Annotated in this window: 14 protein-coding genes; 8 read left to right on the top strand and 6 right to left on the bottom strand. The window is 73.6% G+C overall.

The window, feature by feature from the left end; translation table 11 throughout:
- Window positions 1-67: 67 nt before the first annotated feature.
- The 6 genes from ACIGO6_RS08155 (at window position 68) to ACIGO6_RS08130 (ending at window position 4,612) form a co-directional block, all read left to right on the top strand.
- Window positions 68-1,069 (top strand): GDP-mannose 4,6-dehydratase, encoded by a 1,002-nt coding sequence (locus tag ACIGO6_RS08155; RefSeq protein ID WP_399872935.1) that lies wholly within the window; start codon window positions 68-70, stop codon window positions 1,067-1,069.
- Between the two features lie 72 nt (window positions 1,070-1,141).
- A complete protein-coding gene (locus tag ACIGO6_RS08150) occupies window positions 1,142-1,855 on the top strand; it encodes an NDP-sugar synthase (RefSeq protein WP_399872932.1) in 714 nt (237 codons plus the stop codon).
- A gap of 7 nt (window positions 1,856-1,862) precedes the next feature.
- Complete coding sequence (locus ACIGO6_RS08145; protein WP_399872931.1) at window positions 1,863-2,783, top strand: NAD-dependent epimerase/dehydratase family protein; 921 nt, start codon at window positions 1,863-1,865, stop codon at window positions 2,781-2,783.
- On the top strand, window positions 2,780-3,442 hold the full coding sequence (locus ACIGO6_RS08140) for a spherulation-specific family 4 protein (RefSeq protein WP_399872929.1): 663 nt from the start codon (window positions 2,780-2,782) through the stop codon (window positions 3,440-3,442). Before ACIGO6_RS08145 ends, ACIGO6_RS08140 begins: the two co-directional genes overlap by 4 nt.
- Window positions 3,439-4,248 carry an endo alpha-1,4 polygalactosaminidase gene (locus ACIGO6_RS08135; protein WP_399872926.1) on the top strand — a complete coding sequence of 270 codons (810 nt, stop codon included), beginning with the start codon at window positions 3,439-3,441 and terminating at the stop codon, window positions 4,246-4,248. The genes ACIGO6_RS08140 and ACIGO6_RS08135 overlap by 4 nt, the downstream gene beginning before the upstream one ends.
- A gap of 34 nt (window positions 4,249-4,282) precedes the next feature.
- Entirely contained in the window at window positions 4,283-4,612 is a 330-nt protein-coding gene (locus ACIGO6_RS08130; protein ID WP_043383968.1) for an antibiotic biosynthesis monooxygenase, read from the top strand.
- A gap of 39 nt (window positions 4,613-4,651) precedes the next feature.
- On the opposite strand, the gene ACIGO6_RS08125 is transcribed toward ACIGO6_RS08130, so the two are convergent.
- Window positions 4,652-8,026 carry a pyruvate carboxylase gene (locus ACIGO6_RS08125; protein WP_399872922.1) on the bottom strand — a complete coding sequence of 1,125 codons (3,375 nt, stop codon included), beginning with the start codon at window positions 8,024-8,026 and terminating at the stop codon, window positions 4,652-4,654.
- A 271-nt stretch (window positions 8,027-8,297) separates the two neighbouring features.
- Between ACIGO6_RS08125 and ACIGO6_RS08120 the strand changes: the two genes are divergently transcribed.
- Window positions 8,298-9,188 carry a CAP domain-containing protein gene (locus ACIGO6_RS08120; RefSeq protein WP_399872919.1) on the top strand — a complete coding sequence of 297 codons (891 nt, stop codon included), beginning with the start codon at window positions 8,298-8,300 and terminating at the stop codon, window positions 9,186-9,188.
- Between the two features lie 6 nt (window positions 9,189-9,194).
- Here ACIGO6_RS08120 and ACIGO6_RS08115 read toward each other — a convergent pair whose 3' ends face one another.
- Genes ACIGO6_RS08115 through ACIGO6_RS08105 form a run of 3 tightly spaced genes read right to left on the bottom strand, consistent with a single transcriptional unit; the run spans window position 9,195 to window position 11,601 of the window.
- Window positions 9,195-10,517 carry an ATP-binding protein gene (locus tag ACIGO6_RS08115; RefSeq protein WP_399872916.1) on the bottom strand — a complete coding sequence of 441 codons (1,323 nt, stop codon included), beginning with the start codon at window positions 10,515-10,517 and terminating at the stop codon, window positions 9,195-9,197.
- A complete protein-coding gene (locus tag ACIGO6_RS08110; protein ID WP_399872914.1) occupies window positions 10,514-11,203 on the bottom strand; it encodes a response regulator transcription factor in 690 nt (229 codons plus the stop codon). The genes ACIGO6_RS08115 and ACIGO6_RS08110 overlap by 4 nt, the downstream gene beginning before the upstream one ends.
- A gap of 53 nt (window positions 11,204-11,256) precedes the next feature.
- Entirely contained in the window at window positions 11,257-11,601 is a 345-nt protein-coding gene (locus ACIGO6_RS08105) for a hypothetical protein (protein WP_399872912.1), read from the bottom strand.
- Between ACIGO6_RS08105 and ACIGO6_RS08100 the strand changes: the two genes are divergently transcribed.
- The gene (locus tag ACIGO6_RS08100) at window positions 11,594-11,815 is read left to right on the top strand and encodes a hypothetical protein (protein WP_399872909.1); all 222 of its coding nucleotides are present in this window, start codon (window positions 11,594-11,596) and stop codon (window positions 11,813-11,815) included. The two genes, ACIGO6_RS08105 and ACIGO6_RS08100, sit on opposite strands and share 8 nt — an antisense overlap.
- Window positions 11,816-11,888: 73 nt before the next feature.
- Here the strand turns inward: ACIGO6_RS08100 and ACIGO6_RS08095 are convergent, their stop codons facing one another.
- Both ACIGO6_RS08095 and ACIGO6_RS08090 read right to left on the bottom strand, forming a co-directional pair.
- Window positions 11,889-13,571 carry a cellulase family glycosylhydrolase gene (locus tag ACIGO6_RS08095; RefSeq protein WP_399872906.1) on the bottom strand — a complete coding sequence of 561 codons (1,683 nt, stop codon included), beginning with the start codon at window positions 13,569-13,571 and terminating at the stop codon, window positions 11,889-11,891.
- A 194-nt stretch (window positions 13,572-13,765) separates the two neighbouring features.
- Window positions 13,766-15,307, bottom strand: coding sequence for an alpha/beta fold hydrolase (locus ACIGO6_RS08090; protein WP_399872904.1), 1,542 nt, complete (start codon window positions 15,305-15,307; stop codon window positions 13,766-13,768).
- Between the last annotated feature and the right edge of the window lie 6 nt (window positions 15,308-15,313).

The raw sequence follows: 15,313 nt of genomic DNA, 5'->3' as shown, positions 1-15,313 counted from the left end.
CGGACCGCACCCCGAGCCCGCCCCCTCACCGATCCACCCATCGATCCACCCACCGGAAGGACCCCGCGTGACCGCCACACCGCTCGCCGCCGTCACCGGAGCCGAGGGCTTCATCGGCTCCCACCTCACCGAGGCGCTGGTCGCCTCCGGGCACCGGGTGAGGGCCATGGCGCAGTACAACTCCTTCTCCTCCTACGGCTGGCTGGAGACCCTCTCCCCCGACGTCCTCGACCAGGTCGAGATCGTCCTCGGCGACGTCCGCGACCCCGGCTCGGTCCGGGGCCTGGTCGAGGGCGCCGACTGCGTCTACCACCTGGCCGCCCTCATCGCGATCCCGTACTCCTACCAGGCACCGCACAGCTATGTGGACACCAACGTCACCGGCACGCTGAACGTGCTGGAGGCGGTGCGCGCCCAGGGCACGCCCCGGCTGGTGCACACCTCCACCAGCGAGACCTACGGCACCGCGCGGACCGTGCCGATCACCGAGGACCACCCGATCAACACCCAGTCGCCGTACGCCGCGTCCAAGGCGGGCGGGGACCGGCTGGCGGACAGCTACCACGCCAGTTTCGACACGCCGGTCGTGACGCTGCGGCCCTTCAACACCTACGGTCCCCGCCAGTCGATGCGGGCGGTGATCCCGACGGTCATCGGCCAGGTGGCGGCCGGCGAGCGGACCATCACCCTCGGCGACCTGCGCCCCACCCGGGACTTCACCTTCGTCCGGGACACCGCGCAGGCGTTCCTCGCGGTCGGCACGGCGCCCGCCGAGCGGGTGGTGGGCCGTACCTTCAACGCCGGTACCGGCGGCGAGATCTCCGTCGGCGACCTGGTCGCGCTCATCGGCAAGGTGATGGACACCGCGCTCGACGTACGGGAGGACGAGCGGCGGCTGCGGCCGGCGAACTCCGAGGTGATGCGGCTGGTCGCGGACGCGACCCGGCTGCGGGAGGCGACCGGCTGGGCCCCGGCGCACGACCTGGAGCGGGGCCTCGCGCACACCGTGGAGTTCTTCCGCGACCCGGCCAACCTCGCCCGCTACAAGACCGGCATCTACAACATCTGACCGCGGCACCCGCACGCGGCATCCGACCACCACATCTGCCCACGACCGGCACGTGAACCGAGGGGGAACCTCATGCACGCAGTGATCCTGGCCGGCGGCAAGGGCGTCCGGCTGCGGCCCTACACGACCGCGCTGCCCAAGCCGCTCGTGCCCATCGGCGACCAGCACGCCATCCTGGAGATCGTCCTGCGCCAGCTCGCCTCGGCCGGGTTCACCGGCTGCACCATCGCCATAGGCCACCTCGGCGAGATCATCCGCGCCTACGTCGGCGACGGCTCGCAGTGGGGCCTGACCGTCGACTACTCCACCGAGGAGAGCCCGCTGGGGACCATCGGACCGCTGCTCACCATGCGCGAGCGGCTGCCGGAGCACTTCCTGGTGATGAACGGCGACATCCTCACCGACCTCGACTACGCCGACGTGCTGGGCAGGCACCGCGCCTCGGAGGCGCCGCTGACCATCGCCACGTACGCCAGGAAGGTGCACATCGACTTCGGCGTGCTGACCACGGACGCCAGCAGGGTCGTCGCCTTCACCGAGAAGCCGAGCATGGACTACCGCGTCTCCATGGGCGTGTACGGGCTCTCCCGGTCCACACTGGACGGCTACACGGCCGGACTGCCGCTGGGGTTCGACGAGCTGGTGCTCGACCTGCTCGGGTCCGGCAACCCGCCGCACGCCTACGACTTCGACGGCTACTGGCTCGACATCGGCCGCCCCGACGACTACGACCGGGCCAACGCGGAGTTCACCAGCCGCAAGTCCCTGCTGCTCAAGGGAGCCTGAGCACCGCATGCGCATTCTCGTCCTGGGTTCCACCGGTTTCCTGGGCGGCCACGTCGCCGAGCGGCTGCGCGCCCTGCCCGGCGCGCGGGTGCTCGCCGCCGGCCGCTCCCCCGCCGCCGACGTGCCCGTCGACCTGGCCACCGACCCGGCCGACCGGCTCGCGCGGGTGCTGGCGGAGGCGGACGCCGACACCGTCGTCAACTGCGCGGGCGCGACCGGTGGTGACCCCGTGGCGCTCGCCGAGGTGAACGCCCGTGGCCCCGCCGTGCTGTGCGAGGCCCTGCGTCGGGCCCGCCCCGCGGCCCGCCTGGTGCACCTGGGCTCCGCCGCCGAATACGGCCCGGGCACCGGGCGGGTCCCGGTGCCGGAGTCGGCGCCGACCCGTCCCCTCAACGCCTACGGTGCCACCAAGCTGGCCGGGACGGTCACCGTGGCCGCCTCGGAGCTGGACGCGGTGGTCCTGCGGGTCGGCAACCCGGTGGGGCCCGGTGCACCGCGCGCCGGTCTGCCGGGCCGGGTCACCGGGCTGCTGCGCGCGGCGGGCCCGGACCCGGACGCGGTGCTTCGGCTGGGCGACCTGTCGGCGTACCGGGACTTCGTCGACGTGCGCGACGTCGCGCGGGCCGTCGAACGGGCGGTCACCGCGGCCGGTCCGCTGCCGCCCGTGCTGAACGTCGGCGGTGGTGAGGCCGTGCCGGTGCGCCGGCTGGTGCGGACGCTCGCGGACATCGCCGGCTTCCGCGGCCGGATCGAGGAACAGGGCGCCGGCTCGGCGCGCTCCGACCAGGTGTCCTGGCAGTGCTCCGACATCACCGCGGCCCGGACGGCGCTCGACTGGCGGCCGTCGTACTCGCTGGACGAGTCGCTGGCCGCGCTGTGGTCGGCCGGTGCTCCGTCCCGGACCCCGGAAGGCGACCGACCGTCGTGAGCCTGCTCGTTCCGCTGTACGTCCACCCTGCCGAGGACCCGGGCTCCTGGCACCGGCTCATCACGGCGGCCGACCGCACGTACGGGGTCGTCCTCAACCCGGCGAACGGTCCGGGCGACGCGCCCGACCCCGCCTTCGCCGCGGCGGCGGGCGCGCTGCGGGCCGCGGGCGCCCGGCTGCTGGGATACGTCGACACGGACTACGGCACGCGCGCGGCGGCGGACGTCACCGCGGACGCCCGGCGGCACCGGGAGTGGTACGGGGCGGACGGGTGCTTCCTGGACCGGGTGAGTTCGGCGCCGGCCGAACTCCCCGCCCACCGGGCGTTGGTGCGCGCCCTGCGGCGGCAGGGCTCGGCGCCCGTCGTGCTCAATCCGGGCGTCCATCCCGCGCCGGGTTACGCCCGCATCGCCGATCTCCTCGTCACCTTCGAGGGGCCCTGGTCCGTGTACGTGTCGTCGTTCGTCCGGCCGGACTGGACGCTGCGGCACCGCCCGGAGCGGTTCTGCCACCTGGTGTACGGGGTGCCGGAGGCGCTCGCGCCGCTCGCCGTGCGCACCGCGCGCGAGCGTGGCGCCGCGGTGTCCGGGCCGGTCACGGGCGAGCCGCCCAATCCGTGGGCCCGGCTGACTCCCGTACTGACCGGGGACCGGTCGTGAGGCGGGGGGCACGGGCGTTCGCCGCGGCGCTGGCCGCACTGGCCGTGTCGGTGGTGGCCGGGTGTTCCGGTGCGGGCGAGCCGGAGCCGCCGGAACCGTCGGCCACCGCGGTGTGGCAGCCCCGGCCGGGTCTCGCCTGGCAGTGGCAGCTCGACGGGCGGGTCGACCCGTCGGCCGACGTCCCGGTGTACGACATCGACGGCTTCGAGAACGACGCCGCCGACGTGGCCCGGCTGCACCGTGACGGCCGCAAGGTGATCTGTTACGTCAACGTGGGCGCCTGGGAGGACTTCAGGCCCGACCGCGACGCCTTCCCCCGGTCGGTGCTGGGCAGGCCCAACGGCTGGCGGGGCGAGCGCTGGCTGGACGTCCGCCGGCTGTCCGTACTGCGGCCGATCATGGAGCGGCGCTTCGACATGTGCCGCGACAAGGGCTTCGACGCCGTGGAACCCGACCTGGTGGAGGGCTACGGCAACGAGACGGGCTTCCCGCTGACCGCGCGGGACCAGCTGGCGTACAACCGCATGATCGCCGCCATCGCGCACGAACGCGGCCTCGCCGTGGGCCTCAAGAACGACCTGCCGCAGATCCCGCAGCTCGTGGACGACTTCGACTTCGCCGTCAATGAGCAGTGCGCCGAGTACGGCGAGTGCGCGCGGCTCGCTCCGTTCGTGGCGGCGGGCAAGGCGGTCTTCCACGTGGAGTACAGCGAGCCGACCCGGCGCTTCTGTCCCGAGGCGCGCCGGCTCGGGCTGTCCTCGATGCTGAAGCGGCCGGAGCTGGGGGTCTGGCGCGAGCCGTGCTGACGGTGGCGGCGGGGGCATGCGGCAGGATGGGGGCATGAGCGTAGTCAAGATCAACGTACTGACCGTCCCGGCCGAGCAGCGCGAGACGCTGGAGAAGCGCTTCGCCTCGCGGGCGCACGCCGTCGAGAGCTCCGACGGCTTCGAGTGGTTCGAGCTGCTGCGGCCGGTGGAGGGCACCGACAACTACCTCGTCTACACCCGGTGGCGCGACGAGGCGTCCTTCCAGGCGTGGATGGAGGGCCCCATGAAGGCGGCCCACCAGGGCGGCGGTGCCGAGGGCGGGGAGCGGCCGAAGCCCGCGGCGAGCGGGTCCACGGTGTGGTCGTTCGAGGTGGTGCAGCAGGCGGCGCCGAAGGAGGCGTGAGGCGACGGTGGCGGCCCCGGTCCGGGGCCGCCACCGTGGTCAGCCGAGCTGCACGAGGAGGTCGCCGCCCTCGACCTGCTGGATGCGGTTGATGGCGAGCCTGCTGACCGTGCCGGACTTCGGGGCGGTGATCGTGGCCTCCATCTTCATCGCCTCGATGGTGGCCACCGTGGCACCGGCCTCGACCTCGTCCCCCTCGGCGACGGCGAGGGTGACCACGCCCGCGAACGGCGCCGCGACATGGCCTGGGTTCGACCGGTCGGCTTTCTCGGTCACCGGGACGTCGGAGGCGGCCGAGCGGTCGCGGACCTGAATGGGCCTGAGCTGGCCGTTGAGCGTGGACATCACGGTGCGCATGCCGCGCTCGTCGGCGTCACCGACCGCCTGCAGCTCGATCAGCAGACGGACGCCCGGGTCGAGGTCGACCGCGTACTCCTTGCCGGGGCGCAGCCCGTAGAAGAAGTCCTTGCTGTCCAGCACGCTGGTGTCGCCGAAGGACGCGCGGTGGGTGTCGAACTCGCGGGCCGGGCCGGGGAACAGGAGCCGGTTGAGGGTCGCCCGGCGTTCCTTGGCCAGCCCGGTGCGGTCGTCGGCGGACAGTTCCGGCACCGGCTTGGCCTCGGCGCGGCCCCGCAGCGCCTTGCTGCGGAAGGGTTCGGGCCAGCCACCGGGCGGGGTGCCCAGTTCGCCGCGCAGGAAGCCGACGACGGAGTCGGGGATGTCGAAGCGGTCGGGATCCTGCTCGAAGTCGGCCGGGGAGACACCGGCGCCCACCAGGTGCAGCGCCAGGTCGCCGACCACTTTGGAGGACGGCGTGACCTTCACCAGGCGGCCCAGCATCCGGTCGGCGGCGGCGTACATCGCCTCGATGTCCTCGAAACGGTCGCCGAGGCCGAGCGCGATGGCCTGGGTGCGCAGGTTGGAGAGCTGCCCGCCGGGGATCTCGTGGTGGTAGACGCGTCCGGTGGGTGAGGCCAGGCCCGCCTCGAAGGGGGCGTAGACCTTGCGGACGCTCTCCCAGTACGGCTCCAGGTCGCCGACGGCCTGGAGGTCGAGACCGGTGGGCCGCTCGGTGTGGTCGGTGGCGGCGACGATCGCCGACAGCGACGGCTGCGAGGTGGTGCCCGCCATGGAAGCCACCGCCCCGTCGACCGCGTCCGCGCCCGCCTCGATGGCGGCGAGGTACGTGGCCAGCTGGCCACCGGTGGTGTCGTGGGTGTGCAGGTGCACCGGCAGGTCGAACTCCCGGCGCAGGGCGGACACCAGGGTCGCGGCGGCCGGGGCGCGCAACAGGCCGGCCATGTCCTTGATCGCCAGGACGTGGGCGCCGGCGTTCACGATCTGCTCGGCGAGCCGCAGGTAGTAGTCGAGGGTGTAGAGCCGCTCGTTCGGGTCGGAGAGGTCGGCGGTGTAGCACAGGGCCACCTCGGCGACGGACGTGCCGGTCTGCCGTACGGCGTCGATGGCGGGGCGCATCTGGTCGACGTCGTTGAGGGCGTCGAAGATGCGGAAGACGTCGATGCCGGTGGCGGCGGCCTCCTGTACGAAGGCGTCGGTCACCTCGGTCGGGTACGGGGTGTAGCCGACGGTGTTGCGGCCGCGCAGCAGCATCTGGAGGCAGATGTTGGGCACGGCCTCGCGCAGGGCGGCCAGCCGCTCCCAGGGGTCCTCGGCGAGGAAGCGCAGGGCGACGTCGTAGGTGGCGCCGCCCCAGCACTCCAGGGACAGCAGCTGGGGCAGGGTGCGGGCGACCACCGGGGCGACGGCGAGCATGTCCTTGGTGCGGACCCGGGTGGCGAGCAGCGACTGGTGGGCGTCGCGGAACGTGGTGTCGGTGACGCCGATGACGGGCGACTCGCGCAGCCACCGCGCGAAGCCCTCCGGGCCGAGCTCGGTGAGCCGCTGCCGGGAGCCGGCCGGGGGTTCGCCGGCGGGCAGCGGCGGCAGCTTGGCCAGCGGGTCGGCGAGTTGCGGGCGCTCACCGTGCGGCTTGTTCACCGTGACGTCGGCGAGGTAGGTCAGCAGCTTGGTGCCGCGGTCGGCGGAGTGGCGGGCGGTGAGCAGGTGGGGGCGCTGCTCGATGAACGAGGTGGTGACCTGACCGGCCTGGAAGTCCGGGTCGTCCAGCACCGCCTGGAGGAAGGGGATGTTGGTGGCGACGCCGCGGATGCGGAACTCGGCCACGGCGCGCCGGGCCCGGTTCACGGCGGTGCTGAAGTCCCGGCCGCGGCAGGAGAGTTTGACCAGCATCGAGTCGAAGTGGGCGCTGATCTCCGTACCGGCGTGGGTGGTTCCGCCGTCGAGGCGGATGCCCGAGCCGCCGGGTGAGCGGTAGGCGCTGATGCGCCCGGTGTCCGGGCGGAAGCCGTTGGCCGGGTCCTCGGTGGTGATGCGGCACTGCAGGGCGGCGCCGCGCAGGGTGATGTTCTCCTGGGCGAGGCCGAGGTCGGCCAGCGTCTCACCGGCGGCGATGCGCAGCTGGGACTGGACGAGGTCGACGTCGGTGACCTCTTCCGTGACCGTGTGCTCGACCTGGATGCGCGGGTTCATCTCGATGAAGACGTGGTTGCCGTCGCGGTCGACGAGGAACTCCACGGTGCCCGCGTTGCGGTAGCCGATCTGCCGGGCGAAGTTCACGGCGTCGGCGCAGATGCGCATCCGCAGGGCCGGGTCGAGGTTCGGGGCGGGCGCCAGCTCGATGACCTTCTGGTGGCGGCGCTGGACCGAGCAGTCCCGCTCGAAGAGGTGGATGACGTTGCCCTCGCCGTCGGCGAGGATCTGGACCTCGATGTGGCGGGGTTCGACGACGGCCTTCTCCAGGAAGACCGTCGAGTCGCCGAAGGCGGAGGCCGCCTCGCGGGACGCCGCCTCGATGGCCTCGCGCAGCTGTGCGGGCTCCTCGACGCGGCGCATGCCGCGTCCGCCGCCGCCCGCGACCGCCTTGACGAACACCGGGAAGCCGATGCCGTCGGCGGCGCGGACCAGTTCGTCCACGTCGGTGGAGGGAGCGGAGGAGCCGAGGACCGGTACGCCGGCCTCGCGGGCGGCGGCCACGGCGCGGGCCTTGTTGCCGGTCAGTTCGAGGATCCGGGCGCTCGGTCCGACGAACGTGATGCCGGCCTCTTCGCAGGCGCGGGCCAGCTCGGGGTTCTCCGACAGGAAGCCGTAGCCCGGGTAGACGGCGTCCGCTCCCGCCCGGCGCGCCGCGCGGACGATCTCCTCCACGGAGAGATAGGCGCGCACCGGGTGCCCCGGCTCGCCGATCTCGTAGGCCTCGTCGGCCTTCAGGCGGTGCAGCGAGTTGCGGTCCTCGTACGGGAAGACGGCGACGGTGCGCGCGCCGAGCTCGTAGCCCGCGCGGAACGCGCGGATCGCGATCTCACCGCGGTTGGCGACCAGCACCTTGCGGAACATTGTTGATCCCTTCAGCCTGCCGGGTGACGAGACCATGGTGTCGGCGGCACCGGCGGGGCGCCATGTGAGCCGGGCCACTCCCTGGCCCTCGGCGAACCTTGGCGGACTTTGGCGGCTCTTTTAAGGCTTTCTGAAGATCACCTTCGAACTGCCGTTTCCCTGCCGGGCGCGTCCTAGGCTCTCGCACACCCCCCACAGTCCCGGTGGGCGCGCTCGCGCCCACCGGGTACGGGGTTCCGTCAGCCGACAGACAAGCCGAGGTGTCCTGCGCATGGGTTCCCGCCGAGCCGCTCGCCCGTCCCGCTCCCACGCCCGCCCCCGCGGTGGTCTCAGGACACGCGGTACCGCGCTGGTGCTGGGCGCCGTCACGGTGACGGCGGGCGTCGGGATCACCCTGGCCGTCGCCGACGGCGACGACGGCGCGGCCTCGGACCGGGTCACCACGAACGCGGCCGACCAGTCGCCGGGCGCCGCGGACCCGGCGGCGTCGGCCTCCGCTCCGGCGAGCCCCGGTGCCACGGCGAGCAGCTCGCCGGGCGCGAGCGCGGAGCCGACGGAGAAGTCCACGAAGAAGGCGAGCCCGACGACCGGTGCGGCCAAGGCGGCCGAGCCCGCGTCCAAGGCTCCCGCCAGGGCCACCGCGAAGAGCGGCAGCGACCGGCCGACGGGTGGTGGCGGCAGCGACACGGGTTCGGGCAGCGGACCCGAATCAGGATCGGGGTCGGGGTCGGGATCAGGGTCGGGATCGGGGTCGGGATCGGGTTCCGGCGGGGCGGGCGGCGGGCCCGAGGCGCGGGTACTCGCGCTCGTGAACGAGGAGCGGGCCGCGGCGGGCTGCTCGCCGGTCACCGCGAACGACCGGCTGACCCGTGCCGCCGACGACTACAGCGACGTCATGGCCGACAGCGGCGTGATGTCCCACACGGGTCCCGACGGTTCCACCATGGCGAGCCGGGTCGAGGCCGCCGGTTACCAGTGGTCCACGCTGGGCGAGAACATAGCCCGGGGGCAGGCGGACCCGGCCTCGGTGATGGACTCGTGGATGAACAGCCCCGGCCACCGCGCGAACATACTCAACTGCTCCTTCAAGGAGCTGGGTGTCGGCGTCCACTTCGGCGACGGCGGCCCCTGGTGGACGCAGAACTTCGGGTCGAGCCGCTGACGCCCTTCACCGTGCCCCGCCCGAGGGCGCACCCACCAGCACGAACGACACCCGCACCCGCGCGCCCCCCAGCGGCGCACGGGTGATCGTCAGCTCACCGTCCGCCGCGCGGGCCGCCCGGGCCACGATGTCGAGGCCGAGGCCGGTGGAGCCGCCGACGCTGACGCCCCGGGTGAGCGCGGCCTCGGGGTCCGCCACGCCCGGCCCGGCGTCGTCGACGGTGAGGAACACGTGCCGGTCCTCCCGTTCCACGCGGACGACGAAGGCGGTGCCCTGCGGGGTGTGCCGGAAGACGTTGCCGATCAGGGCGTCGACCACGGCCGCGAGGTCGTCCTCGGGGAAGGCGACGGGCGTGGGGCGCGGGGTGAAGGAGCGCTCGCACAGCCGCTCCTGCTGGGCGGCGAGGACCGACCAGAACTCCAGACGCACGGCGACCACCTCGGCGACGTCGCACGGTTTCGCGGTCCCGGCCCCCGCCCCGCCGAGCTGCGCCGCGGCCAGGGGCGTACGCGCCGCGGCGATGATCGAGTCGAGCTCGCCCTCCAGCTGGGCCGCCGCTGCCGTGACCCGCCGCGCGCTCGGCGTGGCGCCCATCCGGTCGGCCTCCAGGTAGAGGGCGGTCAGCGGGGTGCGCAGCCGGTGGGAGAGGTCGGCGACCAGTTCGCGTTCGACGGCGAGCAGGTCGACGACCCGGTCGGCCATGGTGTTGAAGGCCACTCCGGCCTCCTGGAGTTCGGGCGGGCCGTCCGGTTCCACCCGTACGTCGAGGTCGCCGGAGCCGAGAGCGAGCGAGGCGCGCTTCAGACCGCGGGAGGAACGGACGACGCGGGCGCCGAGCCGGTCGGCGACCAGCACCGAGCCGCCCACCAGTCCCAGTGCGAGCAGGGCCATCACGCCCCACGAGGCGGCCACGCCCCGGGTGAGATCGGCGGCGGGTACGTAGGCCTCGACGACCGCGACCCGGTCGCCGCGCAGGACGACCGGCTGGAGGTATACCCAGCCGTCCGCGGTGTCGACGGCGAGCGTCTCGCGTCCTCGCACCGCCCGGTCGAGGGCGTCGTCGGGGGCGTGCGGGGTGCCGACGAAGCCGCCGTCGGGCAGGCGTACCGCGAGCTGGTCGGCGGAGCCGAGTTCCGCGACGGCCTGCTGCACGTCGGCGCGGCGGGTGGTGAGGGCGAGTACCGGTGACAGCGCCGAGGCGCGCTGCTCGGCGGCGGTGGTGACCCGGTCCCGGGCCTGTTCGCGGACGAGGAGGGCGAGCGGGATGAGGAACGACAGCGCCACCATCGAGGTGACGGCCAGCGCGATGCCGGCGAGGGCACGTCTCATGGTGCACTGACCAGCTTTATGCCGATACCGCGCACGGTGTGGAGGTAGCGGGGCCTGCGCGGCTTCTCGCCCATCTTGCGGCGGAGCGCGGAGAGGTGGACGTCCACCGTCTGTTCCTCCAGATACGGCTGCTGCCACACCTCGGCGAGGATGCGCTGCCGGGAGATGACCTGGTCGGCGTTGGCGGCCAGGTGGGCGAGCAGGTCGAACTCCCGGCGGGTGAGCGGCAGTTCCCGGCCGGCGAGGTGCGCGGTGCGCGCGGTGGGGTCGATGCGCAGGTCGGCGACCTGGAGGACGGGCTGCCGCGCGGCCCGGACGTCGGCGGGCACGGAGCGACGCAGCACGGCGGCGATCCGGGCCGCGAGCTGGCCGCCGGAGAACGGCTTGACCAGGTAGTCGTCGGCCCCGGCGTTGAGCAGCCGGATGATCTCGGTGTCGTCGTCGCGGGCGGTGGCGATCAGCACCGGGACGCGGGAGATGCCCCGGATCATGCGCAGCACGTCCAGCCCGTCGAGGTCGGGCAGCCCGAGGTCGAGCACCACGATGTCCGGCGGGCTCTGGGTGATGTCGCGCAACGCCTCGAATCCCTGGTGGGCGGTCCTCACCGCGTAGCCGTGCCCGGTCAGGACCTCGATCAGCGCGGCCCGGATCACGGGGTCGTCCTCGACGACAAGTACGGAGGCCATGGGCAGGCACGTTAGCCGGTCCGTCAGTATGGTGTCGTGTCCCGCCTTCTGCGCTACCTGATCATCTGGCTGTCGTGCACGGCCGCCAGTGTCACGGCCGTCATCATGACGATCCACTTCGTGGTGGGCTCGACGCGGCCGACCGCGCCGGTCGCGCAGTCGGCGCCGAAGGAGCTCCCGGCGCCTGACCGGCCCACACCGTCCAAGTCCGCGAAGCCCACCCCCGCCGCGTCGGCGACCAGCCGGAAACCCACACCGACACCGTCCCGTACGAGTGAGAAGCCGCCGGAGCCGAGTCCGACACCGACACCGACGCCGACCGCCCGGTCGACGCCCCCGCGGTCTCCGGCGGGCGGCGGCGACCCGGGGTGCGAGGAGGGCGGTTCCGGCGTGTACACGGTGCCGTCCGAGGGCGGCAAGGCGACCGTGCGGTTCGGCGGCAACGGGGTGTGCCTGGTGTCGGCCGTGCCGAGTCAGGGTTTCACGGTGACGACGAGCCAGAGTGCGCCCGAGACGCTGACGGTGACGTTCTCGGCGAGCCGTCACCGGTCGGAGATCACGGCGACGACGCAGCCGCGGAGCCAGGCCAGTGTCCGCGAGGTGTCCTTCTGACGCCCGCCGCGCGAGCGCCCGGTGCCGGCGCGGGCGGGCGGGTGGCCGCCGCGAACCGGCACCGGGCGGACGGTCAGGTCGTGGCGCAGGCGGTGCCGTTGACGCCGAAGGCGGTCGGGGCGGTGTTGATGTCGCCCTTCCCGGCGGTGAAGCCGAGGGTGACCGTGCCTCCGGCGGGGAGGGTGGAGGTGTAGGCGGCCGGGGCGACGCTCACCGCGCCGGAGTTCTGGGTCGGGGTCCCGCCCCACATGTTGGTGATGGTCTGGCCGTCCGCGAAGGCGAAGGCCAGCGTCCACGGGGCGAGGGGCGCGGTCCCGGTGTTGCGGACGGCGATCTCGCCCTGGAAGCCGCCCGGCCACTCGCCGACCACGCGGTATCCGACGGAGCAGGCGATCCCGGGGGTGCTGCCGCCCTCGTCGGTGGTGACGTCCACGGTGGCGGAGCGGGCCGAGCGGTTGCCCGCCGCGTCGCGGGCGTAGACGGCGAAGGTGTACGTGGTGTCGGCGGTGAGGCCGGTCACGGTGGCGGTGTTCGTGGTGGAGGCGGCGGCACGGGTCTCGGTGTCGCCGCCGACGCGTACGACGTCGTAGCCGGTGACGCCCACGTTGTCGGTGGCGGGGGTCCAGCCGAGGGTGACGGAGGTGTCCGTGACGGTGGAGGCGGTCGGGGTGCCGGGGGCCGTCGGGGCCTGGGTGTCGTCCGGGTCGCCGCCGCCGTACACGGTGGCTTCCTCGGCGGTCTGGGCGATGCCGTCGACGCCGTGGAAGATGCGTTCGCCCCAGGAGCTGAGCCGGCTGGGGTCGAAGTCGAGGGCGAGGTCGAGGATCGGGTCGGTGTTGCCGCTCCAGGACCAGGCGAGGTAGCCGAGGCCGAGCTGTTCGGCGGTGGCCATCATGGTGTCCTCGTCGGGGTCGCCCCACTGGTCGGCGGGGCCGCCGAACTCGCCGATGAGGAGAGGCAGTTTTGCGTCGACGAAGGCGTTGAGGTAGTCGGTGATCTCCTGGGCGGTGTCGTAGACGCTGTACATGTGGATCGAGAAGATCAGGTTGCCGGTGGGGTCGGCGTCGTAGACGGTCTGCGCGTTGGCCCGCATGACGCCCTGCCAGTCCTGGCCCCAGTTGGGCGCGTCCACCATGATCGTGTGCTGGAATCCGGCGTCGCGGAGCTTCTTCACCGCCGCGACGGTCGGCTCGGTCCAGCCGGCGGGGTCGGTGTTGCCCCAGGGCTCGTTGCCGATGTTGACGATGACGTAGTCCTCTTCGCCCGCCAGCACGTCCTTGAGGCCGATCCAGTAGTCGGCGGCGTGGTCGAGCGTGCCGGCCGCGGCGTCCTCGCCGTAGCCGGTGGTGTCGTGGACCTCCAGCACGCAGATGAGCCGGTTGGCCTTGCACTGGTCGATGACGGCGGCCACGTCCTCGGGGCTGTTCTCGCTCCAGCGGTGGCCGTCGGACAGCACGACCCGGACGCTGTTGGCGCCCAGCGCCTTGACGTCCGCGAGCGACTGCGTCTCGCCGGGGTACCAGGTGTGGGCGTGGTTGACCCCGCGCATGACGAAGTCGTTGCCGTTGCCCTCCAGCAGCCGGCCGTCGCTGATGTGCAGGCCGGTGGCGAGGGCGCCGGGCGCCTGCGGCTGGGCGGCGGCTGCCGGGCCCAGGGCGCCGAGGACGAGCCCGGTCACGGCGGCCAGGCCGGTCAGCAGGCGGGCCACGGGGTTCCTTCGCGTATCGCGTCTTGCTGTGCGTCTTGCTGTGCGCACGGCGACTCCAGGAGTGAGTAGTGCGGGCACGGGGGACGACGAGCTTGTGGGAGCGCTCCCATAGACCGCCCCCATGAACTCATTGCGCCGCGTACACGTCAAGACTTCCGGCAGAAAGCGCTTCACGGACGAGGCGGGCCGGGCGGGCGAGTGGCCGCGCCCGCCCGGCCCGCTCCCTCAGGTGGCCAGTCCCGTCATGATGTGCCGCGCCCGTCGACGAGGCTCAGCACCGAGCGCATCGCGCGGTGCACGGCCTCGCGGGACTCGTCGGTCGGATCGACGGTCTCGAAGGCGTGGTGGCCGTGCGGCACGTCGACCACCTCGACCTCGGCCCCGCAGTCCTTGGCCGCGGCCAGGAACTCCTCGACGGTGGCGGCGATCTCGGGCATCTCCAGCCCCACCCGGGTGAGGACGACGGGCAGCGCGCCGGCGTTCGCCAGTGCGTGCGCCGGATGGAACCGGGTGGCGGACAGCCCCCAGTTGGGCAGCGGAGCCAGCACCGGATACGTCGCCGCCAGGCAGCGCAGCCACGGCGGGGGCGCGTCCAGCCAGTCCGCCGCGAGCAGGCCGCCGCCCGAGAAGAACCACAGCGCGATCCGCTCCGCGTCCACCCGCGGATCGGCCCGGACCAGCTCCACGGCGGCGGCCACGTCCGCGGCGGCGCGCGCGTAGTCGCCCAGGTCGTGCAGGCGGTGGTCGAGGACCGCGCCCACCGCCCCGCACCCGGCCGCGTATCGCGCGTACCCGGTCAGGGTCGGCCAGTCCCTCGGGGTCGGCCGGGCGTCGGCGGGGACCGGGCCGCCGTGCACGAACACCACCGCCGGTCGCGGTCGGTCGGCGTCGGGCAGGTACAGGTCGACGTTCCCGTGCCGCTCACGCGGGACGTCGGGGACGTCCAGCAGGAAGGGCCGCAGGTGCGCGGGCGGGGTCGCGGCGTCGACGGGTTCCAGCCGGTGCCCCTCGCCTGCCGCGGCCCGCAGCAGGACGTCCGCCAGCTCGGCGGGGCGGGACAGCATCGGCCAGTGGCCGGTGGGGAGTTCGAAGAAGGTGACCCGGGGATCGACCAGCGCCTGCAGCGCGGGGTCGCCCAGGCCCACCAGCATCTGGACCATCTCGATGCTCGCGCCGTTGCCGGTGCACAGCACGCCGGTGGTGGGCACCGAGGCCACCGCGCCGGTCAGCCGCAGGGGCTGGAGCAGGGTGCCCAGTGGCTGCGGGGCGGCGAGTGCGGTGAGCCGGTCCAGGGCCGCGGCGGGAACGCCCTCGGTGCTGCCCCAGAGCCGCCATGCGTCGTGCGCCGGGGCCGGCAGTACTCCGTCGGCGTGCTCCCCGCCCGCCCCGGCCTGCCCGGCCAGCCGCTCGCGCAGGGAGGCGTCGGGCACGGCGGCCAGGGCCGGGACCCCGTCCCGCGGCAGGCCCGAGTCGAGGTGGACGACCCTGTCGATGTGCTCCGCGCGCCGGTCGGCGGCGCCGAGCGCCGGGTGGATGCCGTAGTCGTGGCCGACCAGCACGACCCTCTCGCCCGCCGTCGCACCGGTGACCGAGTCGATCACCGCGAGTACGTCCGCGATGTGCGTCTCCAGGTCGATGCCGGCCTCCGTCGTGCCGCGCGGCCCGTCGAGCCCGGTGAGGGCCACCGGGTGCGCCGCTGCGCCCGCCGCGGCCAGGTGCGCGGCCGTGTCCTGCCAGACGTGTGTGCCGGTGAACGCTCCCGGCACCAGGATGAATGCGGTCATGGCCTC

It is taken from the genome of Streptomyces sp. NPDC053750 (assembly GCF_044544295.1).
Classification (GTDB): Bacteria; Actinomycetota; Actinomycetes; order Streptomycetales; family Streptomycetaceae; genus Streptomyces.
Note: the sequence above shows the minus strand (reverse complement) of the source record. Positions and strands in the feature narration are given on the sequence as shown.